We start from the raw sequence: 20,936 nt of genomic DNA, 5'->3' as shown, positions 1-20,936 counted from the left end.
TAGAAAAAAACTTGTTATTAGAGCAAATTTCTGTTATAATAAAACAAGTTTCCACCCTTAGTGTAATGGATATCACGTAAGATTCCGGTTCTTGAGATGGGGGTTCGATTCCCTCAGGGTGGATGTAAACATCCTAAAAAGCCTTTAATAGGGCTTTTTTCTTTATCTTACCCCAAGTTTTTCCCTAAAACTGAAAATCATATTCTATAGAATGCCCAACTCTCCTCCAGTCCCGTTTTAGAGTGACTCAGGGGGCTTTTTTTGATATAATAAAAAGGACTGCTATCAGTTAGAAAGAGGTTGGTATGAAAGAATTACAAACTGTACTAAAGAACCATTTTGCAATCGAATTTGCAGACAAAAATTTACTGGAGACTGCCTTCACTCATACGAGTTATGCCAATGAGCACCGCCTCTTAAAAATTTCACACAATGAACGCTTGGAATTTTTAGGAGACGCTGTTCTACAGTTATTGATTTCAGAATATCTATATAAAAAATATCCTAAAAAGCCTGAGGGTGATTTGTCCAAACTCCGTGCTATGATTGTCCGTGAGGAGAGTTTGGCTGGTTTTGCGCGTGATTGCCAGTTTGATCAGTTTATCAAGCTTGGTAAAGGGGAAGAAAAATCTGGGGGGCGCAATCGTGACACCATTCTTGGTGATGCCTTTGAGGCCTTTCTAGGTGCCCTTCTTTTGGATAAGGATGTGGCCAAGGTCAAGGAATTTATCTATCAAGTCATGATTCCTAAGGTTGAAGCAGGCGAGTTTGAGATGATTACAGACTACAAAACCCATCTCCAAGAGTTACTTCAGGTCAATGGGGATGTGGCTATTCGTTATCAGGTAATTTCTGAAACGGGTCCTGCCCACGATAAGGTTTTTGATGTAGAAGTTCTTGTTGAAGGTAAGAGCATTGGTCAAGGCAAAGGTCGTTCTAAGAAATTAGCAGAGCAGGAAGCTGCCAAAAATGCCGTCGAGAAAGGGCTGGATTCATGTATTTAAAGGAAATCGAAATTCAGGGATTCAAGTCTTTTGCTGATAAGACCAAGGTTGTCTTTGACCAAGGTGTGACGGCAGTTGTTGGCCCCAATGGATCTGGAAAGTCGAATATTACAGAAAGTCTGCGTTGGGCCTTGGGGGAGTCTAGTGTCAAGAGTCTCCGTGGCGGCAAGATGCCGGATGTCATTTTTGCTGGAACTGAAAGTCGCAAACCGCTCAATTATGCTTCTGTAGTTGTGACTTTGGATAATAATGACGGATTTATCAAGGACGCAGGTCAAGAAATCAGGGTAGAACGCCATATCTATCGTAGTGGAGATAGCGAATACAAAATTGACGGCAAGAAAGTCCGTCTGCGTGATATTCATGATCTTTTCTTGGATACAGGTTTGGGACGAGATTCCTTCTCCATCATTTCCCAAGGAAAGGTTGAGGAAATTTTTAATTCCAAACCTGAGGAACGCCGTGCTATTTTTGAAGAAGCTGCTGGGGTTTTAAAATACAAGACTCGCAGAAAAGAAACTGAGAGCAAACTGCAGCAAACTCAGGATAATCTAGACCGTCTTGAAGACATTATCTACGAGTTGGATAATCAAATCAAGCCTCTTAAAAAGCAAGCTGAAAATGCTCGTAAGTTTCTAGACTTGGAAGGTCAACGCAAGGCTATTTACTTAGATGTCCTGGTTGCTCAAATCACGGAAAATAAGGCTGAATTAGAGTTGACAGAAGAAGAGTTGGCTCAGGTTCAGGAACTCTTGACGAGCTACTACCAGAAGCGTGAAAAATTAGAAGAAGAAAATCAGAATCTCAAGAAGCAACGTCAAGATTTACAGGCTGAAATGGCCAAAGATCAGGGCAGTTTGATGGACTTGACCAGTCTGATTAGTGATTTAGAGAGAAAATTAGCCCTATCTAAACTAGAATCTGAGCAAGTAGCCCTCAATCAACAGGAAGCACAAGCTCGTTTGGCTGCTTTGGAAGATAAGAGAAAATCACTCAGCAAAGAAAAATCTGATAAGGAAAGCTCTTTAGCCCTTTTAGAAGAAAATCTAATCCAAAATAATCAAAAACTCAATCGTTTAGAAGCTGAATTACTAGCTTTTTCAGATGATCCTGACCAGATGATTGAGCTCTTACGTGAACGCTTTGTGGCTCTTCTACAAGAAGAAGCCGATGTCTCAAACCAACTGACCCGCATCGAGAATGAGTTGGAAAATAGCCGTCAGCTTTCTCAAAAACAAGCAGATCAACTAGAAAAGCTCAAAGAACAACTAGCTTCAGCTAAAGAGAAGGCTAGTCAGCAAGAGGCTGAGCTTGAAACTGCTAAGGAGCAGGTTCAGAAATTATTGGCTGATTACCAAGTCTGTGCCAAGGAGCAAGAGGAGCAGAAAACTTCCTATCAAGCTCAACAAAGTCAACTCTTTGACCGTCTGGATAGTCTTAAAAACAAACAGGCTAGAGCCCAGAGTTTGGAAAATATCCTGAGAAATCACAGTAACTTTTACGCGGGTGTTAAGAGTGTTCTCCAAGAAAAAGACCGCCTTGGTGGGATTATTGGTGCAGTCAGTGAGCATTTAACTTTTGATGTGCGTTATCAAACTGCCCTAGAGATTGCGCTTGGAGCGAGTAGTCAGCATATCATCGTAGAAGATGAAGAGTCGGCAACTAGAGCCATTGATTTCCTTAAACGGAACAGAGCCGGTCGTGCAACCTTCCTTCCGTTGACGACGATCAAGGCGCGTACGATTTCAAGCCAGAATCAAGATGCTATCGCATCAAGTCCGGGATTTTTGGGTATGGCAGATGAGTTGGTTACTTTTGATACTAGACTGGAATCCATTTTCAAGAACTTACTAGCTACGACGGCTATCTTTGATACTGTAGAACATGCGCGTGCAGCCGCGCGCCAAGTTCGTTATCAGGTTCGTATGGTCACTTTGGACGGCACAGAGTTGCGCACGGGTGGTTCTTATGCAGGTGGTGCCAATCGCCAGAATAACAGCATTTTCATCAAGCCAGAACTGGAACAATTGCAAAAAGAAATTGCTGAAGAAGAAGCAAGCTTGCGTTCAGAAGAGGCGAGTTTGAAGACCTTGCAAGATGAGATGGCTAGATTGACAGAAAGATTAGAAGCCATCAAATCTCAGGGGGAGCAGGCACGTATTCAGGAGCAAGGCTTGTCCCTCGCTTATCAGCAGACCAGCCAACAAGTTGAAGAACTGGAAACTCTTTGGAAACTTCAAGAAGAGGAATTAAATCGTCTTTCTGACGGAGATTGGCAAGTAGATAAAGAAAAATACCAAGAGCGCCTTGCTACTATTGCCAGTGACAAGCAAAATCTGGAAGCTGAGATTGAAGAGATTAAGTCTAACAAAAACGCCATCCAAGAACGTTATCAGACCTTGCAAGAAGAGGTAGCGCAAGCTCGCTTGCTTAAGACAGAACTGCAAGGGCAAAAACGTTATGAAGTGGCTGATATTGAACGCCTAGGTAAGGAACTAGATAATCTCGATCTTGAACAAGATGAAATCCAACGCCTTCTTCAAGAAAAGGTTGATAATATTGAGAAGGTTGATACAGAACTGCTCAGTCAACAGGCTGAAGAAGCTAAAAACCAGAAAACAAATCTCCAACAAGGTTTGATTCGCAAGCAGTTTGAGTTGGATGATATTGAAGGTCAGCTGGATGATATTGCTAGTCATTTGGACCAGGCTCGCCAACAGAATGAGGAGTGGATTCGCAAGCAAACACGTGCTGAAGCCAAGAAAGAAAAGATCAGCGAGCGCTTGCGCCATTTACAAAGCCAATTAACAGACCAATACCAGATTAGCTATACTGAAGCACTAGAAAAGGCACATGAATTGGAAAACCTCAATCTGGCAGAGCAAGAGGTGCAGGATTTAGAGAAGGCTATTCGCTCACTGGGTCCTGTCAATTTGGATGCTATTGAACAGTACGAAGAAGTTCACAGCCGTCTGGATTTCCTCAATAGCCAAAGTGATGACATTTTGTCAGCGAAAAACCTGCTCCTTGAGACCATTACAGAGATGAATGATGAGGTCAAGGAACGCTTTAAATCAACCTTTGAAGCCATTCGTGAATCCTTTAAAGTGACCTTCAAGCAGATGTTTGGCGGAGGTCAGGCGGACCTCATTTTGACTGAGGGAGACTTGCTGACAGCTGGGGTTGAGATTTCTGTTCAACCGCCAGGTAAGAAAATCCAGTCTCTCAACCTTATGAGTGGTGGTGAAAAAGCCCTGTCGGCTCTTGCTTTGCTCTTCTCCATTATCCGTGTAAAGACCATTCCTTTTGTTATCTTGGATGAGGTAGAGGCTGCACTGGATGAAGCCAATGTTAAACGTTTCGGGGATTACCTCAATCGATTTGACAAGGACAGCCAGTTTATCGTTGTGACACACCGTAAGGGAACCATGGCAGCGGCTGATTCTATCTATGGAGTGACCATGCAAGAATCAGGTGTGTCAAAAATTGTTTCGGTGAAGTTAAAAGATTTAGAAAGTATTGAAGGATGACAATTAAACTAGTAGCAACAGATATGGACGGAACTTTTCTAGATGGAAACGGACGCTTTGATATGGATCGCCTCAAGTCTCTCTTGGCTTCCTACAAGGAAAAAGGGATTTACTTTGCAGTGGCTTCAGGGCGTGGATTTCTGTCTCTAGAAAAATTATTTGCTGATGTTCGTGATGACATTATTTTTATCGCTGAAAATGGCAGTTTGGTAGAATATCGAGGTCAAGACTTGTATGAAGCGACCATGTCTCGTGAGTTTTATCTGGCAACTTTTGAAAAGCTGAAAACTTCACCTTATGTAGACATCAATAAATTACTCTTGACGGGCAAAAAAGGCTCTTATGTTCTGGATACGGTTGATGAGACCTATTTGAAAGAGAGCCAGCATTATAATGAAAATATCCAAAAAGTAGCGAGTTTGGAAGATATCACAGATGACATTTTCAAATTTACAACCAATTTCACAGAAGAAACGCTAGAAGCTGGGGAAGCTTGGGTAAACGAAAACGTTCCTGGTGTGAAGGCTATGACAACTGGCTTTGAATCCATTGATATTGTTCTGGACTATGTCGATAAGGGTGTGGCTATTGTTGAATTAGCTAAAAAACTTGGCATCACAATGGATCAGGTTATGGCTTTTGGAGACAATCTAAATGACTTGCATATGATGCAGGTTGTAGGACATCCTGTAGCTCCTGAAAATGCACGACCTGAAATTTTAGAATTAGCAGAGACTGTGATTGGTCACCATAAAGACCAGTCGGTTATAGCTTATATGGAGGGCTTATAATGGCAGATATAAAATTGATTGCATTGGACTTGGATGGGACCTTGCTAACTACTGATAAAAGGCTGACGGATCGTACTAAGGCAACCTTGAAAGCAGCGCGTGATCGTGGTATCAAGGTCGTATTAACAACTGGTCGTCCCTTAAAAGCTATGGATTTCTTTCTCCATGAGCTAGGGACTGACGGTCAGGAAGATGAGTATACGATTACCTTTAATGGTGGTTTGGTTCAGAAGAATACAGGTGAAATCCTTGATAAAACAGTCTTTTCATATGATGATGTGGCACGTTTGTATGAAGAAACAGAGAAATTATCACTGCCTCTTGATGCCATCTCAGAAGGAACTGTTTATCAAATCCAATCGGACCAAGAAAGTCTTTATGCCAAATTCAATCCAGCATTGACCTTTGTTCCAGTGGCCTTTGAAGACCTATCCAGCCAAATGACCTATAATAAATGTGTGACTGCCTTTGCTCAAGAACCCTTGGATGCAGCCATTCAGAAGATTTCTCCAGAATTGTTTGACCAATATGAAATCTTTAAATCACGTGAAATGTTGCTAGAGTGGTCACCAAAGAATGTTCATAAAGCAACAGGTTTGGCAAAACTAATCAGCCATCTTGGAATCGACCAAAGTCAAGTTATGGCCTGTGGTGATGAGGCCAATGACCTTTCTATGATTGAGTGGGCAGGGCTCGGTGTTGCCATGCAAAACGCTGTTCCTGAAGTTAAGGCAGTCGCAAATGTGGTAACTCCAATGACCAATGATGAGGAAGCTGTCGCCTGGGCTATCGAAGAATATGTGCTAAAGGAGAACTAAGATATGGGATTATTTGACCGTCTATTCGGAAAAAAAGAAGAACCTAAAATCGAAGAAGTTGTAAAAGAAGCTCTGGAAAATCTTGATTTGTCTGAAGATGTTGAGCCTTCTCTTACAGAAGCTGAGGAAGTTCCTCATGAAGAAGCAGAAGTTGAAAGTTCTGAAGAAGCTGTGTTTGAAGAAGACGAAAATCAAGAGACAGTTGAAGAAAGTCTGGATTCAGAGTCAACTGTAGAAGTTTCTCAAGAAGAAATAGAAGAATTTCCAACATCAGAAGAAGTTATAGATGAAGAGGATACTGAGCTTCTAGAGACTGTAGAAGAAAATAGTTTTGAAGTTCTTGAAGCAGAAAGGCCTCAAGCAGAAGAAACTGTTCAGGAAAAATATGACCGTAGTCTTAAGAAAACTCGTACAGGCTTCGGTGCCCGCTTGAATGCCTTCTTTGCTAATTTCCGCTCTGTCGATGAAGAATTCTTCGAGGAGTTGGAAGAACTGTTGATCATGAGTGACGTTGGTGTCCAAGTCGCTTCTAACTTAACAGAGGAGCTACGTTACGAAGCCAAGCTTGAAAACGCCAAGAAACCCGAAGCACTTCGCCGTGTCATCATTGAGAAATTGGTTGAACTTTATGAAAAAGGTGGCAACTACGATGAAAGAATCCACTTCCAAGATGGCTTGACAGTCATGCTCTTTGTTGGGGTTAATGGTGTTGGGAAAACAACTTCTATCGGGAAACTAGCCCACCGCTACAAACAAGCAGGTAAGAAAGTCATGTTGGTTGCGGCAGATACCTTCCGTGCAGGAGCAGTGGCCCAGCTAGCTGAATGGGGCCGTCGTGTGGACGTTCCAGTTGTGACTGGACCTGAAAAAGCTGACCCAGCCAGTGTGGTCTTTGATGGCATGGAACGTGCCGTGGCTGAAGGTATCGATATTCTCATGATTGATACTGCTGGTCGTTTGCAAAACAAAGAAAACTTAATGGCAGAATTGGAAAAGATTGGTCGTATCATCAAACGTGTTGTGCCAGAAGCCCCTCATGAAACTTTCTTGGCTCTTGATGCATCAACAGGTCAGAATGCCTTGGTACAGGCCAAAGAATTTTCGAAAATCACACCTTTAACGGGAATTGTCTTGACTAAGATTGATGGAACTGCTCGAGGTGGTGTTGTTTTAGCCATCCGTGAAGAACTCAATATTCCTGTAAAATTGATTGGTTTTGGTGAAAAAATCGATGATATTGGAGAGTTTAACTCAGAAAACTTTATGAAAGGTCTCTTGGAAGGCTTAATCTAATCAGAAGCAAAAATCCTGCAAGGCATAAACTTGCAGGAAATTTTTTTATTCTAAACGACCATCTTGACGGTAGGCGATATCTGGTTGCCAAGTCCATTTGGCACCGAATTTTTCAAGTAAGTCAAAGCTAGCTTGAGGTCCCATGCTTCCAGCTTTATAGTCATGAAGTGGGGCACCATTTTCAGCCCAGAGCTCTTCGATACGGTCAATCAATTTCCATGAGGCACCAACTTCATCCCAGTGGCTAAAGTTAGTTGAGTTGTTATTTAAGACATCATAAATCAATTTCTCGTATGGTTCTGGAGAAGCACCAGTTGCGGTCGCATCTGTACGGTAATCAAGTGAGTTAGGAGCTAAGTTGAATTCTTCTCCTACCTGTTTCCCATTTAGGCTAAGAGAGAATCCTTCTGTTGGTTGGATATAGATGGTCAAAATGTTTGGAGCAAGTGGCTCACCAAAGATAGAATCCATTTGTTTAAAGACAATGTTGACATGAGTTCCTTTTTCAGTCAGACGTTTACCCGTACGGAAGAAGAAAGGAACACCACGGAATCGATCGCTGTCTACAAAGAAGGCACCAGACGCAAAGGTTTCAGTTGTTGATTCTGGATTAACATTTGGCTCGCTACGATAAGAGATGTATTTCATTCCATCAATCTTACCTGAACGGTATTGACCACGGATAAAGTGTTCTTTAAGCTCTTCATCTGTTGGATGATAGAGGTTTTTAAAGACCTTAATCTTCTCAGCGCGAATCTCGTCCTTTGTGAAGCTTGCTGGCTTGTCCATGGCAAGGAGAGAAAGGAGTTGTAGAGTGTGGTTTTGAACCATGTCACGGAGGGCACCAGATTCATCATAGTAGCCACCACGTTCTTCTACGCCTAAGCGCTCAGCAAAGGTAATTTGAACATTGTCGATAAAATCCTTGTTCCAAACGTTTTCAAAAATCAAGTTTGCAAAGCGAACTGCAAAGATACTTTGGATCATTTCCTTACCAAGATAATGGTCAATACGGAAAATTTGTTCTTCGTCAAATGTTGCTAGGAGCTCGTCATTCAACTTGCTTGCGCTTGCGTAATCTGTACCAAACGGTTTTTCAACGATTAAACGCTCAAAACCTTTACCGTCTACGATGTTTTCAGACTTGAGGTGTTTGGCAATAGTTCCAAAGAACTGAGGTGCCATAGACAAGAAGAAGAGCTTGTTGTCTTCAGCTTGGTACTTGTCATTTAGTTCAGCCTGCAATTGACGCAAAGAAATGTAGTGTTCTGTATCATTGACATCATGACTTTGATAGTAGAAGTGGCTAGCGAACTCTTGAGCCTGTTCGGTACTATCTGCCAAATCAAGGATAGATTCGACAACAACAGATTCAAAATATTCCTTGCTCCAAGGACGACGGGCAGTTCCAATAACTGCAAAGTGCTTGGAAAGATTGCCGGATTTATAAAGTCTAAAAAGGGAAGGGTAGAGCTTGCGTTTAGCCAGGTCTCCACTCGCACCGAAAATTGTAACAATAACCTTAGATGACATCTAGCTACCTAATTTCTATTTTTATTCCTAGTCTTACTAGGTATGAGGAAATCTCATTTCATAAACTTAATTCTAACATAATTTTCCGAAAAATCAAAAAATCCAATACGAGATAGAAAAAAACTGCAAGGAAATCCTTACAGTTTGAGGTTAGACGTTTAAGACCTTGTCCAAGAAATCTTTCAGACGTGGGTGCTGCGGGTTATCAAAGATTTGATCAGGTGTTCCGTCTTCAAGAAACTCGCCATCTGCAGTAAAGATAACGCGGTTAGCAACTTGACGAGCAAATCCCATCTCATGGGTTACGATAATCATGGTCATGCCTTGCTCAGCCAATTCCTTCATAACGTTCAGTACGTCTCCAACCATCTCAGGGTCAAGGGCAGAAGTAGGTTCATCGAAGAGCATGATGTCTGGATTCATTGCTAGTCCACGAGCGATGGCTACACGTTGCTTTTGACCACCTGATAGGCTATCTGGGTTGGCATTAGCTTTATCTGCTAGCCCAACTTTCTCAAGCAACTCCATTCCCAATTTCTCAGCTTCTTCCTTAGTCATCAACTTGTGCTCAATGGGAGCAAAGGTGATGTTGTTCAAAACAGACATATGTGGGAAAAGATTGAAGTGTTGGAACACCATTCCGATATTTTCACGGACGTGGTCAACGTTGGTAGTTTTTTCAGTTAAGTCATAGCCGTTCACAGTGATATGACCACTCGTAACTTCTTCTAGAAGATTGAGACTACGAAGGAAAGTTGACTTACCAGAACCTGAAGGCCCGATGATACAGACAACGTCTCCTTCATAGAACTTAGTCGTAATTCCTTTTAGGACCTTATTTTTTCCATATTGCTTATGTAAGTCATTTACATCAATTTTTAATTTTGCCATTAACGAATCCTCTTTTCTAAGCGTTTCGCTAGTCTAGTCAAAAGTGTGATAATTACAAGATAGAAGATAGCAAGGATTGCATACATCTTGAAACTTTGGTAGTTACGGGCAATGATAATCTTACCAGTTTGGAAGAGTTCAACCAAACCGATAGCAGATACGATAGTTGTATCTTTAAGAGCGATAACGAATTGGTTAACAAAGTTTGGCAACATTAATTTAGTTGCTTGTGGCAAGATAATCTTACGCATGGTTTTGCCATAAGAAATCCCCAAGCTTCGGCTGGCTTCCATTTGACCAACTGGAACGGCCTGAATACCACCACGAACGATTTCAGCGATATAAGCGGCTGCATTGAGCGAAAGGGCAATGGTACCAGCTACAAAGTCGTTAATTGGACTTTGTTGTCCTGTGATAGACTCGATGAAGTTTGGAATTCCCCAGAAGATGAAGGCTGCAAGAATCATCAATGGAATACCACGGATAACGTCAACGAAAATCTCAGAAATCACACGAAGAGATTTGTAGGGGCTGACACTAAACATACCGAAGATAATCCCGATAACAATAGCAATAGCAAATGAGATAAGAGCTAGAGCAAGAGTGATACCAAGCCCGCTAAGGAGCTGTTTGTAGTTGTTTTGAAGCAAGCCCCAGATTGTGGTTTCATCAACAGTGCTTGTTGAAGTAGATGAAGATTCGCTAGCTAGGTATTTGTCAAGAATCTTTTGGAATTCTCCGTTTGCTTTAAGGTTTGCAAGCCCGTTGTTGAACATTTCAATCAATTCTGGATTTGCTCCTTTTTTAACAGCAAAAGCTGTTTCACCGATTGGAGTTCCAGCGATTGGTGTTTTCAATTTTTGACCTTGGCTGATAGAATATTTGAGAACAGGCTCATCATCCATAACGGCATCGATGGCACCAGTGTTTAAACTGTCATACATTGATGAACCGTCAGCGAAAGTTTTGATTTTGTAACCGTATTTGCTTTGATTTTCTGTTAGGAAGGTTTGAGAAGCAGTTCCGTTTTTAACACCAACTGTCTTCCCTTTCAAATCATCATAAGAAGCAATAGTGCTTGATTCTTTGACACCAAGGATAGTATTGGCAGTGTAGTAGGATTCTGAGAAGTCAAAAGTTGCCTTACGAGCATCTGTGACAGACATACCAGCAATGATAGCATCAGCTTGACCAGCTTGGACAGCACTGATAGCTGCATCGAAACCAGGGTTGGTAATTTCAATTTCAAAACCTTGGTCTTTAGCGATGGCCTTAATCAAGTCCATATCAATACCAGTAAATTGGTTGCTTGAATTTTGGAAAACAAAAGGTGCAAAAGAAGAATCGCTGGCAATGATATATTTAGCTTTAACAGGAATAGCTTTTAAGCCCGCTAGAGTAGTTGTAGTTGGCACTGCTGAAGACGATGAAGCAGTCCATTTCTTGATGATTTTATCAAGACTACCATCTTTTTTCATTTCAGTCAAGGCTTGGTTAAATTCAGTAACCAGGTGCTCGTATTTGCTTCCTTTTTTCACACCGAAAGCAAAACTTCCCACAGCTTCACCATCCATTTCAATATGGAGGTCTTGACCTTGGTTAATGGCATATTCGATAACAGGTTTGTCATCCATCATGGCATCGATGGCACCAGCACTCAAGCTGTTGTTCATCAAATCACCAGTGTCAAATGTTTTAATGCTAAAGCCATATTTATCCTTAATACTTTCAAGGAAACGTTGAGCGGCAGTACCGTTTTTAACACCAACAGTTTTACCTTTTAATTGTTCATACTGACTAATCTTGTGTGACTTTGTAGTTGCAATGACAACTTTTGTATCATAGTAAGTATCAGACATGGTGAAAACTTTTTCACGCTCTGCAGTTTTTGTCATTCCTGCCATAATTGCGTCAGCTTGACCAGCTTGAACCGCATTTACCGCTGCGTCAAATCCAGGATAAGACATCTGAATATTCCATCCTTTAATCTCTGCGACTTTATTAATAATGTCAACATCGATTCCTTTATAAGTTTGATCTGAATCTTTAAACTCAAAAGGTGCATAGGCGGTATCAGAAACAATCTTAATCGTTTCAGCTTTCGCAATACCTAATGAGAAAATTGGGAATAAAATTAGCAAAAATGCTAGAAATTTTTTCTTCATTTTTAGTCTCCTTTTCCGAATATTTTCCCATTATATCAGAAAAATTAAAAAAAGGCAAATTTTTATATTTCTGTGTCAGAAAATATAACATAAAAGCCCCTTTATTTCTTTCTTGAACTGCTACCACAAAGTGCTATAATAATAGTAATAATAGAAGAAAAGAGGACGGAGATATGAAGAACAAAAGAATTTTTAAAGACTTCCAAGCTTCTCAAATGCGGTTAAACCTCTACACAAGCCCCTTGTTAGCCTTTGTTTTTGTCTTTATAGGAGAGTTTGTTGCATATACTTTGTATGGTATTAGCTTGTTAGCTCTCGTCGGCCTTGCTAGAAATTTTGGAGAGGCTGGTCAAAATCTTGCAAGCTACTTCCAAAACTTGCTGGTGAGCTTGACGGATAAAACAAGTGACTTTCGTTTAATTTTAGAATTGCTGTCCTTTGGTTTTGTTCTCAACACTGTATTCAGATGGACTAGAAAAATTGAGAAAAGGCCTATTCGAACCTTGGGATTTTATAGAGAGAATTTCTTCAGCAATCTTCTTAAAGGCTTTGGTCTAGGTTTGGCACTTTTTCTTCTGACCTTGTTAGGTTTAGTAGCATTAGGGCAATATCGTTTTGAGTCTATTCACTTGAATCCTTACTCGCTTGTCTTTGTCATTTTTACCATTCCATTTTGGATTTTACAGGGGACAACAGAAGAAGTGGTGGCCCGTACTTGGCTCCTACCTCAATTGGCCTCAAGAACCAATTTAAAACTTGCTGTTGTCATATCTAGCATATTCTTCACCCTACTTCATATGGGCAATTCTGGTCTAACCCCTCTATCTCTAGTGAATCTCTTCCTATTCGGAGTTGCTATGTCTCTTTACCTTCTCAAAACAGATACTGTTTGGGGTGTTGCAGGTATTCATGGTGCTTGGAATTTTGCTCAGGGAAATTTATTTGGGATTTTAGTTAGTGGTCAACCGTCAGGAACGTCTTTGATGACCTTTTTACCACAAGGCAATCAAGCCTGGATATCAGGTGGTTCTTTTGGGATTGAAGGTTCTGTCATGACAAGTCTGGTCTTGCTACTGATGATTGTCTATCTCGCCTATCAATTAAAGAAAGAAAATGAAAGGATGTGACTTCGGTTCGTCCTTTTTTTCGTGAAAATTCTACAAGTATGCTAAAATAGGAATAGCACATGGAGAGAGGATTCTTATGATCAATCGTATTACAGATAATCAATTTAAACTAGTATCAAAATATCAACCATCAGGAGATCAACCCCAAGCTATCGAACAGTTGGTTGATAATATCGAGAGTGGAGAAAAAGCTCAGATTCTGATGGGGGCGACCGGAACAGGGAAGACCTATACCATGAGTCAGGTCATTTCCAAAGTCAATAAACCAACTCTGGTCATTGCCCACAATAAGACTCTGGCAGGCCAGCTCTATGGGGAGTTTAAGGAATTTTTCCCTGAAAATGCTGTTGAGTATTTCGTATCTTACTATGATTATTACCAGCCTGAGGCCTATGTTCCTTCCAGTGATACCTATATTGAGAAGGATAGTTCTGTCAATGACGAGATTGATAAGCTCCGACACTCAGCAACTTCAGCCCTTTTAGAGCGCAATGATGTTATTGTCGTGGCTTCAGTCTCTTGTATCTATGGTTTGGGTTCGCCCAAGGAATACGCTGATAGTGTCGTGAGTCTGCGTCCAGGCTTAGAGATTTCTCGTGATAAACTTTTGAATGATTTGGTCGATATTCAGTTTGAACGCAATGATATTGATTTCCAACGGGGAAGATTTCGTGTTCGTGGGGATGTGGTGGAGATTTTCCCAGCTTCCCGTGATGAGCATGCCTTTCGAGTAGAATTTTTTGGAGACGAAATTGACCGTATCCGTGAAGTTGAGGCTCTGACTGGTCAGGTATTAGGAGAAGTGGATCATTTGGCGATTTTCCCTGCGACTCACTTTGTGACCAATGATGATCACATGGAAGTTGCCATTGCTAAAATTCAGGGCGAATTAGAAGAGCAACTAGCTGTCTTTGAAAAGGAAGGCAAATTGCTAGAAGCTCAACGTTTGAAACAGCGAACAGAGTATGATATTGAAATGCTGCGTGAGATGGGCTATACCAACGGGGTTGAAAACTATTCACGCCATATGGATGGACGTAGCGAAGGAGAGCCTCCTTATACGCTCTTAGATTTCTTTCCAGATGATTTCTTGATCATGATTGATGAAAGTCACATGACCATGGGGCAAATCAAGGGCATGTACAATGGAGACCGTTCGCGTAAGGAAATGCTGGTTAATTATGGTTTCCGTTTGCCATCAGCTTTGGACAATCGACCTTTACGTCGTGAAGAGTTTGAAAGCCATGTGCATCAGATTGTTTACGTTTCAGCGACACCTGGTGACTATGAAAATGAACAGACCGAGACAGTGATTGAGCAAATCATTCGTCCAACAGGACTCTTGGATCCTGAGGTGGAAGTCCGTCCGACTATGGGACAGATTGATGACCTCTTAGGTGAAATTAATGCCCGTGTTGAGAAGAATGAGCGTACCTTTATCACAACCTTAACCAAGAAGATGGCAGAGGACTTAACCGACTACTTCAAGGAAATGGGCATTAAGGTTAAGTACATGCACTCGGATATCAAGACTTTAGAGCGGACAGAGATTATCCGTGACTTGCGCTTGGGTGTCTTTGATGTCTTGGTCGGAATTAACCTGCTCCGTGAAGGGATTGATGTTCCTGAGGTTAGCTTGGTTGCCATTCTCGATGCTGACAAGGAAGGTTTCCTTCGTAACGAACGTGGCCTCATCCAGACCATTGGACGTGCCGCCCGTAACAGCGAAGGCCATGTCATTATGTATGCGGACACTTTGACTCAGTCTATGCAACGTGCCATTGATGAAACTGCTCGCCGTCGGAAAATCCAGATGGCTTATAATGAAGAGCATGGTATCGTACCACAAACAATCAAGAAAGAAATCCGTGACTTGATTGCCGTAACTAAGACTGTTGCCAAGGAAGAAGACAAGGAAGTAGATATCAATAGCCTCAATAAACAAGAGCGCAAAGAACTTGTCAAGAAACTAGAGAAACAAATGCAAGAAGCCGTCGAAGTGCTTGACTTTGAACTAGCAGCTCAGATTCGTGATATGATACTGGAAGTCAAGGCGTTGGATTAGAATATTATCTAAAGGAGAAAATATGTCCCGTTCCCAATTAACGATTTTAACAAATATTTGTCTGATTGAAGACCTCGAAACTCAGCGCGTGGTTATGCAGTATCGCTCTCCTGAAACCAATCGCTGGTCTGGTTATGCCTTTCCTGGAGGTCATGTTGAAAATGGTGAGGCTTTTGCGGAGTCTGTCATTCGTGAAATCTATGAAGAAACAGGGTTAACCATTCAAAATCCTCAACTTGTCGGCATTAAAAATTGGCCTCTGGATACAGGTGGGCGCTATATCGTCTTTTGTTATAAGGCGACTGAGTTTACTGGAACTCTTCAATCTTCAGAAGAGGGAGAAGTTTCTTGGGTGCAAAAAGACCAGATTCCAAACTTGGATCTGGCCTATGATATGTTACCATTGATGGAGATGATGGGAGCTCCTGATAAGTCAGAGTTTTTCTACCGACACCGTACAGAAGATGGCTGGGAGAAAGAAATTTTTTAATCTTTTACTAAATAGCCGAGCTGATCTAAGGCCTCCTCGATATAGTGGAGGTCTTGTTGTGTTTCGGCTTCGACTAGGTGGTAATGGATGCCATCTGTCAATTCAGATAGAGGTCTAAAGTCAGAATGCTCGACTTGTTCTAGAAAATGTTGCACATCTCTACGACAAGACAGTTTCAGCAAGGTTTCAATTTCTCCATAAACGGGATGGTCAATCAAGGTATTTTGAACACGTCCACCATTATCAACGATAGCAAGGAGTTCTTGACCTATTTCTTCAACCTCATGTTTCACCTTGAAAAGTTTATGGACATAAGGATTGGTATCAATCTGTTTATAGATGTAGCCACGATTAGTGGATAGGATAGGAGCGCCATCGGCTCTTAAAATTGCAATGTCCTGTACAATGATCTGGCGTGTAACATGAAAATGTTCAGCTAAACTTTGGCCGTTGAGAGCTTTAGGAGCTTCTTTCAAGAGTTGGAGCAGGGCTTGTTTGCGATCTTTTGTCATATTTCTTCCTTTTAACGGCGTTTTCGAAGCACTTTATAGACAGCTAGTGCTAATGTATAGTCTACCATACTATGGATAATTGTGCCAAATCCAACTAGCACAAAGAGAACATAAAACATATTTTCTACATTAGTACCAGAAGTTGCGTAAAAAACGATACAGGCTAATACTTCAGCAAGGGCATGAACGACAGCTAAAACAAAGTTGAAAATCCAGGAAGATTTTGGTTTATCTAGGGTATCGGGGAATTTTTGTAGGTAAAGAGCTCCTAAAGTTCCAAAAAATATATGTGAAAAAGCTCGAAAAACGATAACCATGGGATAGCCAGCCATCAAAAATCCAAAACTTGAGGCTAGGATGACAAAAATTGCCATCAAGGGCGACAAGAACATAGCGATAAAAATAGCGATGTGGCTCCCCAAAGTGTAAGAAGCAGGTGGAATGACAATTTTAAAAGGCATAACAATTGGAATCAAAATCGCAATAGCCGTTAAGAGGGCAGTCATTGTCATAAATTGTGTCTTTTTCCGTGTATTCATAAGAATCTCCTTTTAACTGTATATACACTAGTATAGTACAATAAAATAGACAATAAAGCAAGGATTTACTTAGGTTTATAGGTCATTTTTAAGTTAATACTCTTCGAAAACCTCTTCAAACCACGTCAGCTTCCGTCTGCAACCTCAAAACTGTGTTTTGAGCAACCTGTGGCCAGATTCCTAGTTTGCTTTTTGATTTTCATTGAGTATAAATATTGGTAAAGAGTTCACTAAAAAGAAACTACCTCAAACAAAATCTCCACCTTCAAGCTTGAAAGCAGAGATTGTTTTTATTTCTTCAAAGTTTGTAGTCTTGGAACAATAGCTAGGGTTAGAACTGCGGAAATGACTAATTCTGCAATGGAGTTTGTTGAGATAACGGTTGCTAAGAGTTTTTGGATATTACCATCAAAGACATTTCTAAAAAGGTAGAAAATTCCACCGAGTACAAAGACTGTGTTGGTAAGTGAACCAAGGGCACCAGCTAAAATAAGACCAGTTTTATTTTTCATCAGTTTATAAACTAGGTACGGAGTCAAACCAATCAAAATACGTGGGACGATGGCAATGATAGCTGAGTAGATGTTCCCATTTGGTACGAAAGGAGAGAAGAGGTAGCTTGTTGGTAGAATCGTAATCGTATTAACTGTCAAGCTAAGTAGACCCATCAAAAATCCAAGTGTAACCCCAACTCGTGGACCGTAAATAATGCTGGCAATAATGACAGGAATATGAACGATGGTCGGTTTGATTGGAAATGGAAAAAGGTTAAAGATAAGCGAGCTCAGAAAGTGTATCACGAGCATGGTTGCAAAAAAGATAGCAATGGGTGCAATATTAGAGCGTTTTTTCATCGAGAGTTTCCTCTATTCTTTCTAAAATAATTGTGAGGTCAGCTAAGGCTCCCCTTCCATGGTCTCCGCAAGCTAGTAGGGATTCTCTGGGAGCAATCAGCTGATAGCCATATGTTTCTAATGTTTTCAGATTAGTCTGAGTTGCCGGATGGTCATACATTTTTGTATTCATAGCAGGAGCTATTAGTTTAGGAATATTTTTGGGCAAGGCTAAAGCTATGCTGGTTACCATGTTGTCAGCATAGCCGTGGGCTAGCTTTGCAATTGTGTTAGCTGTTGCAGGGGCTACGATAAATAAATCTGCCTTTTTTCCAAGTTCGATATGATTAATCTGATTAGGATAGGGTTCCTTCATGACATCAAGGTGGACAGGATTCTGTGATAAGACCTGTAGTGTCAAAGGTTGGATAAACTCTGTAGCGGCCCGAGTCATTAAAACCGTGACTTGATGACCTTGTTTTTTTAGAGAACTGACTAAATCTGCCGACTTGTAAGAGGCGATTGACCCTGTTACAGCCAAGAGAATATGTGCCATAGCTTTCCTTTCTTATGAATGATAGGTTTGAATTTTTTCAAGGAGGAGTTTTGCAATTTCTTCTTTAGTCTGGGCTGTTTGAAGCTGATCTTTCTCAACGAAGATAGCTCGGTGCTGACCTGCTGAGATTTGAGTCAGGTCATTAGCAATGATTAAGTCCGCTTGATTCTTGATAAGACTTTTTCGGGCAATCTCGATGAGATAATCTTCAGAGACATCAACCAGTAGTTTAAAACCAATCAGATGAATAGTAGGATTCCATTCCTTGACTAGAGATATGATTTTGGGTGTTTTTTTCAGGAACAAAACCTGAACCTCATCAGTTGAAGAAATCTTAGCCTGATGATTTTGCTTGCTTAAAAACTCTTCTAGATTGGAGCTAGCCTGAACTTCCTCAAGCCCTGTCATATAAACAGGAGTGTAGTCGGACACCGCCATTGAGTGAATCAAAACCTGATAATCTGCAACCCGTTCTTGCATTTCCAGTAGAAGGTCCTTGGTATTGGTAATTTCTAGAATACTTAGGTTGGGATGGGCTTCTGGCTTCAGAGCTCGTTTTGTCGTAATTAAACAAACTTCATGCCCTGCATCAAGCAAGGTTTTTGTGATGATTTTCCCCAAGCGACCTGTAGAATGGTTAGTGATAGAGCGGACGCTATCGATAGCTTCACTGGTACCGCCCGATGTAACTAAAATTTTCATAGCACTATTGTACACAAAAATAAACGGTAAGTAAAATGAAAGCGATAAATTTTTGGTAAAAACGGAGATTTACTATAGTTTCAAACTATAAAGCCATATAAAATTTAAGAAAGGGCTCTAAAAACCTTAAAAACAGGGATATTTACGAACGTTTAGAGAGTTTTGGGATGTTAAAAATCTTGTTTTGTGTTATAATGAATTATCATATAAGAGGTTAGAGGAGTTTTGAATGAAAACAGATATTGAAATCGCACAGAGTATTGAGTTGAAGCCAATTGTTGATGTTGTAGAGAAACTTGGTATTTCTTACGACGATTTGGAGTTGTATGGAAAATACAAGGCTAAGCTCAGCTTTGATAAAATTCGTGCAGTTGAGAGCAATCCAGTTGGGAAATTGATTTTGGTTACTGCCATCAACCCAACACCTGCAGGTGAAGGAAAATCAACTATTACCATTGGTCTTGCGGATGCCTTGAACAAGATTGGCAAGAAAACCATGATTGCTATCCGCGAACCATCTCTTGGTCCAGTCATGGGAATTAAGGGTGGTGCTGCAGGAGGTGGTTACGCTCAAGTTCTACCAATGGAGGACATCAATCTCCACTTTACTGGCGATATGCATGCCATTACAACTGCCAACAACGCCCTTTCTGCCTTGATTGACAACCACTTGCACCAAGGCAATGAGCTGGGAATTGACCAACGTCGTATCCTCTGGAAACGTGTCGTTGACTTGAACGACCGTGCTCTTCGCCATGTGACCGTTGGACTTGGTGGTCCTCTAAACGGTATTCCACGTGAGGATGGCTTTGATATTACCGTTGCTTCCGAAATCATGGCAATTCTTTGCTTGGCAACAGACATCGAGGACTTGAAACGCCGTTTGGCCAATATCGTAATTGGTTATCGCTATGACCGTACACCTGTTTCTGTAGGTGATTTGCAGGTTGAAGGTGCCTTGGCTTTGATTTTGAAGGATGCTATTAAACCGAACCTGGTTCAGACAATTTACGGTACACCTGCCTTTGTACACGGTGGTCCATTTGCCAATATTGCTCATGGATGTAATTCAGTCTTGGCAACAAGCACAGCCCTTCACTTGGCTGATTACACAGTTACTGAAGCTGGTTTCGGTGCAGACCTTGGTGCTGAGAAATTCCTTGATATCAAGACACCAAACTTGCCAACTTCGCCAGATGCTGTAGTTATTGTTGCAACCCTTCGTGCCCTTAAGATGAATGGTGGTGTGGCTAAAGACGCTCTTGCAGAGGAAAATGTGGAGGCGGTTCGTGCAGGTTTTGCTAACTTGAAACGTCACGTTGAAAATATCCGTAAATTTGGAGTACCTGCAGTTGTAGCAATCAATGAATTTGTTTCTGATACAGAAGCTGAAATTGCAGCCTTGAAAGAACTTTGTGCCTCAATCGATGTACCAGTTGAGTTGGCTAGTGTCTGGGCTGATGGTGCGGAAGGTGGAGTAGCTCTTGCTGAAACGGTTGTTAAGACTATCTCTGAAAATCCAGCTAACTACAAACGTTTGTATGATAATGACCTTTCTGTCCAAGAAAAGATTGAAAAGATTGTTACTGAAATCTACCGTGGTAGCAAAGTGAACTTTGAGAAGAAAGCGCAAACACAAATCGCGCAAATCGTTCAAAACGGATGGGATAAATTGCCAATCTGTATGGCTAAAACTCAGTACAGTTTCTCTGACAATCCAAATGCACTTGGAGCACCTGAAAACTTTGAAATTACCATTCGTGAATTAGTACCAAAATTAGGTGCAGGCTTCATAGTCGCTCTAACTGGTGATGTTATGACTATGCCGGGGCTTCCCAAACGACCAGCAGCCCTCAACATGGATGTTGAAAGCGATGGAACCGTTCTAGGTTTGTTCTAGTATATTGTAATTGACTTTATACTCTTCGAAAATCTCTTCAAACCACGTCAGCTTCACCTTGCCGTACTCAAGTACAGCCTGCGGCTAGCTTCCTAGTTTGCACTTCGATTTTCATTGAGTAATAAATGAGTTTGGAAATAATATCCAAGCTCATTTTTTATCTAGATATAAGGAGTTGTCTTCTACA

Annotated in this window: 17 protein-coding genes and 1 tRNA gene; 10 read left to right on the top strand and 8 right to left on the bottom strand. The window is 41.1% G+C overall.

The genetic code is table 11. The features are described from left to right. Positions 1 to 51: 51 nt before the first annotated feature. From HT734_RS05495 to ftsY, 6 genes are all read left to right on the top strand, one after another. Positions 52 to 123 (top strand) — tRNA-Arg (locus HT734_RS05495). A 182-nt stretch (positions 124 to 305) separates the two neighbouring features. Further along, complete coding sequence (gene rnc, locus HT734_RS05490) at positions 306 to 1,004, top strand: ribonuclease III (protein ID WP_000661486.1); 699 nt, start codon at positions 306 to 308, stop codon at positions 1,002 to 1,004. Next, on the top strand, positions 995 to 4,534 hold the full coding sequence (gene smc, locus HT734_RS05485; RefSeq protein WP_061759732.1) for a chromosome segregation protein SMC: 3,540 nt from the start codon (positions 995 to 997) through the stop codon (positions 4,532 to 4,534). Before rnc ends, smc begins: the two co-directional genes overlap by 10 nt. Beyond that, positions 4,531 to 5,325 (top strand): HAD family hydrolase, encoded by a 795-nt coding sequence (locus HT734_RS05480; protein ID WP_173278554.1) that lies wholly within the window; start codon positions 4,531 to 4,533, stop codon positions 5,323 to 5,325. The genes smc and HT734_RS05480 overlap by 4 nt, the downstream gene beginning before the upstream one ends. Then, positions 5,325 to 6,143, top strand: coding sequence for a Cof-type HAD-IIB family hydrolase (locus HT734_RS05475; protein WP_173267949.1), 819 nt, complete (start codon positions 5,325 to 5,327; stop codon positions 6,141 to 6,143). The genes HT734_RS05480 and HT734_RS05475 overlap by 1 nt, the downstream gene beginning before the upstream one ends. Before the next feature lie 3 nt (positions 6,144 to 6,146). Beyond that, a complete protein-coding gene (gene ftsY, locus HT734_RS05470; RefSeq protein ID WP_173278556.1) occupies positions 6,147 to 7,436 on the top strand; it encodes a signal recognition particle-docking protein FtsY in 1,290 nt (429 codons plus the stop codon). 45 nt (positions 7,437 to 7,481) lie between these two features. Here the strand turns inward: ftsY and zwf are convergent, their stop codons facing one another. The 3 genes from zwf to HT734_RS05455 form a co-directional block, all read right to left on the bottom strand. After that, positions 7,482 to 8,969 carry a glucose-6-phosphate dehydrogenase gene (gene zwf, locus HT734_RS05465; protein ID WP_061087922.1) on the bottom strand — a complete coding sequence of 496 codons (1,488 nt, stop codon included), beginning with the start codon at positions 8,967 to 8,969 and terminating at the stop codon, positions 7,482 to 7,484. A 150-nt stretch (positions 8,970 to 9,119) separates the two neighbouring features. Then, positions 9,120 to 9,860, bottom strand: coding sequence for an amino acid ABC transporter ATP-binding protein (locus HT734_RS05460; RefSeq protein ID WP_173278558.1), 741 nt, complete (start codon positions 9,858 to 9,860; stop codon positions 9,120 to 9,122). Next, the gene (locus HT734_RS05455) at positions 9,860 to 12,025 is read right to left on the bottom strand and encodes an ABC transporter substrate-binding protein/permease (protein ID WP_173278560.1); all 2,166 of its coding nucleotides are present in this window, start codon (positions 12,023 to 12,025) and stop codon (positions 9,860 to 9,862) included. Before HT734_RS05455 ends, HT734_RS05460 begins: the two co-directional genes overlap by 1 nt. 173 nt (positions 12,026 to 12,198) lie before the next feature. Between HT734_RS05455 and HT734_RS05450 the strand changes: the two genes are divergently transcribed. The 3 genes from HT734_RS05450 to HT734_RS05440 all read left to right on the top strand — a co-directional run bounded on the left by HT734_RS05450 (position 12,199) and on the right by HT734_RS05440 (position 15,707). Further along, a complete protein-coding gene (locus HT734_RS05450) occupies positions 12,199 to 13,152 on the top strand; it encodes a CPBP family intramembrane glutamic endopeptidase (protein WP_173278562.1) in 954 nt (317 codons plus the stop codon). A gap of 76 nt (positions 13,153 to 13,228) precedes the next feature. Continuing rightward, a complete protein-coding gene (uvrB, locus tag HT734_RS05445; protein ID WP_173278564.1) occupies positions 13,229 to 15,217 on the top strand; it encodes an excinuclease ABC subunit UvrB in 1,989 nt (662 codons plus the stop codon). A 22-nt stretch (positions 15,218 to 15,239) separates the two neighbouring features. Next, on the top strand, positions 15,240 to 15,707 hold the full coding sequence (locus HT734_RS05440; RefSeq protein WP_061759723.1) for an 8-oxo-dGTP diphosphatase: 468 nt from the start codon (positions 15,240 to 15,242) through the stop codon (positions 15,705 to 15,707). Here the strand turns inward: HT734_RS05440 and HT734_RS05435 are convergent. The 5 genes from HT734_RS05435 to coaB all read right to left on the bottom strand — a co-directional run bounded on the left by HT734_RS05435 (position 15,704) and on the right by coaB (position 18,849). Next, positions 15,704 to 16,219, bottom strand: a complete 516-nt coding sequence (locus HT734_RS05435) for a transcription repressor NadR (protein WP_061759722.1) — start codon at positions 16,217 to 16,219, stop codon at positions 15,704 to 15,706. The two genes, HT734_RS05440 and HT734_RS05435, sit on opposite strands and share 4 nt — an antisense overlap. A gap of 11 nt (positions 16,220 to 16,230) precedes the next feature. Then, on the bottom strand, positions 16,231 to 16,758 hold the full coding sequence (locus HT734_RS05430) for an ECF transporter S component (protein ID WP_061759721.1): 528 nt from the start codon (positions 16,756 to 16,758) through the stop codon (positions 16,231 to 16,233). A 290-nt stretch (positions 16,759 to 17,048) separates the two neighbouring features. Continuing rightward, positions 17,049 to 17,612 (bottom strand): ECF transporter S component, encoded by a 564-nt coding sequence (locus HT734_RS05425; protein ID WP_173278566.1) that lies wholly within the window; start codon positions 17,610 to 17,612, stop codon positions 17,049 to 17,051. Then, entirely contained in the window at positions 17,596 to 18,147 is a 552-nt protein-coding gene (coaC, locus tag HT734_RS05420) for a phosphopantothenoylcysteine decarboxylase (RefSeq protein WP_061759720.1), read from the bottom strand. The genes HT734_RS05425 and coaC overlap by 17 nt, the downstream gene beginning before the upstream one ends. Positions 18,148 to 18,159: 12 nt before the next feature. Further along, positions 18,160 to 18,849 carry a phosphopantothenate--cysteine ligase gene (gene coaB / locus HT734_RS05415; RefSeq protein ID WP_061759719.1) on the bottom strand — a complete coding sequence of 230 codons (690 nt, stop codon included), beginning with the start codon at positions 18,847 to 18,849 and terminating at the stop codon, positions 18,160 to 18,162. A 229-nt stretch (positions 18,850 to 19,078) separates the two neighbouring features. On the opposite strand from coaB, the gene HT734_RS05410 reads away from it, so the two are divergent. Further along, positions 19,079 to 20,749, top strand: coding sequence for a formate--tetrahydrofolate ligase (locus tag HT734_RS05410; protein WP_173278568.1), 1,671 nt, complete (start codon positions 19,079 to 19,081; stop codon positions 20,747 to 20,749). Positions 20,750 to 20,936: the final 187 nt, after the last annotated feature.

Source organism: Streptococcus sp. k-90 (assembly GCF_013277565.1).
Lineage (GTDB): Bacteria > Bacillota > Bacilli > Lactobacillales > Streptococcaceae > Streptococcus.
This window is presented reverse-complemented; position numbering and strand designations above follow the sequence as displayed.

Coding starts and splice junctions, on each gene's coding strand:
- rnc (WP_000661486.1), top strand. CDS start 306: ATGAAAGAATTACAAACTGTACTAAAGAACCATTTTGCAATCGAATTT.
- smc (WP_061759732.1), top strand. CDS start 995: ATGTATTTAAAGGAAATCGAAATTCAGGGATTCAAGTCTTTTGCTGAT.
- HT734_RS05480 (WP_173278554.1), top strand. CDS start 4,531: ATGACAATTAAACTAGTAGCAACAGATATGGACGGAACTTTTCTAGAT.
- HT734_RS05475 (WP_173267949.1), top strand. CDS start 5,325: ATGGCAGATATAAAATTGATTGCATTGGACTTGGATGGGACCTTGCTA.
- ftsY (WP_173278556.1), top strand. CDS start 6,147: ATGGGATTATTTGACCGTCTATTCGGAAAAAAAGAAGAACCTAAAATC.
- zwf (WP_061087922.1), bottom strand. CDS start 8,969: ATGTCATCTAAGGTTATTGTTACAATTTTCGGTGCGAGTGGAGACCTG.
- HT734_RS05460 (WP_173278558.1), bottom strand. CDS start 9,860: ATGGCAAAATTAAAAATTGATGTAAATGACTTACATAAGCAATATGGA.
- HT734_RS05455 (WP_173278560.1), bottom strand. CDS start 12,025: ATGAAGAAAAAATTTCTAGCATTTTTGCTAATTTTATTCCCAATTTTC.
- HT734_RS05450 (WP_173278562.1), top strand. CDS start 12,199: ATGAAGAACAAAAGAATTTTTAAAGACTTCCAAGCTTCTCAAATGCGG.
- uvrB (WP_173278564.1), top strand. CDS start 13,229: ATGATCAATCGTATTACAGATAATCAATTTAAACTAGTATCAAAATAT.
- HT734_RS05440 (WP_061759723.1), top strand. CDS start 15,240: ATGTCCCGTTCCCAATTAACGATTTTAACAAATATTTGTCTGATTGAA.
- HT734_RS05435 (WP_061759722.1), bottom strand. CDS start 16,219: ATGACAAAAGATCGCAAACAAGCCCTGCTCCAACTCTTGAAAGAAGCT.
- HT734_RS05430 (WP_061759721.1), bottom strand. CDS start 16,758: ATGAATACACGGAAAAAGACACAATTTATGACAATGACTGCCCTCTTA.
- HT734_RS05425 (WP_173278566.1), bottom strand. CDS start 17,612: ATGAAAAAACGCTCTAATATTGCACCCATTGCTATCTTTTTTGCAACC.
- coaC (WP_061759720.1), bottom strand. CDS start 18,147: ATGGCACATATTCTCTTGGCTGTAACAGGGTCAATCGCCTCTTACAAG.
- coaB (WP_061759719.1), bottom strand. CDS start 18,849: ATGAAAATTTTAGTTACATCGGGCGGTACCAGTGAAGCTATCGATAGC.
- HT734_RS05410 (WP_173278568.1), top strand. CDS start 19,079: ATGAAAACAGATATTGAAATCGCACAGAGTATTGAGTTGAAGCCAATT.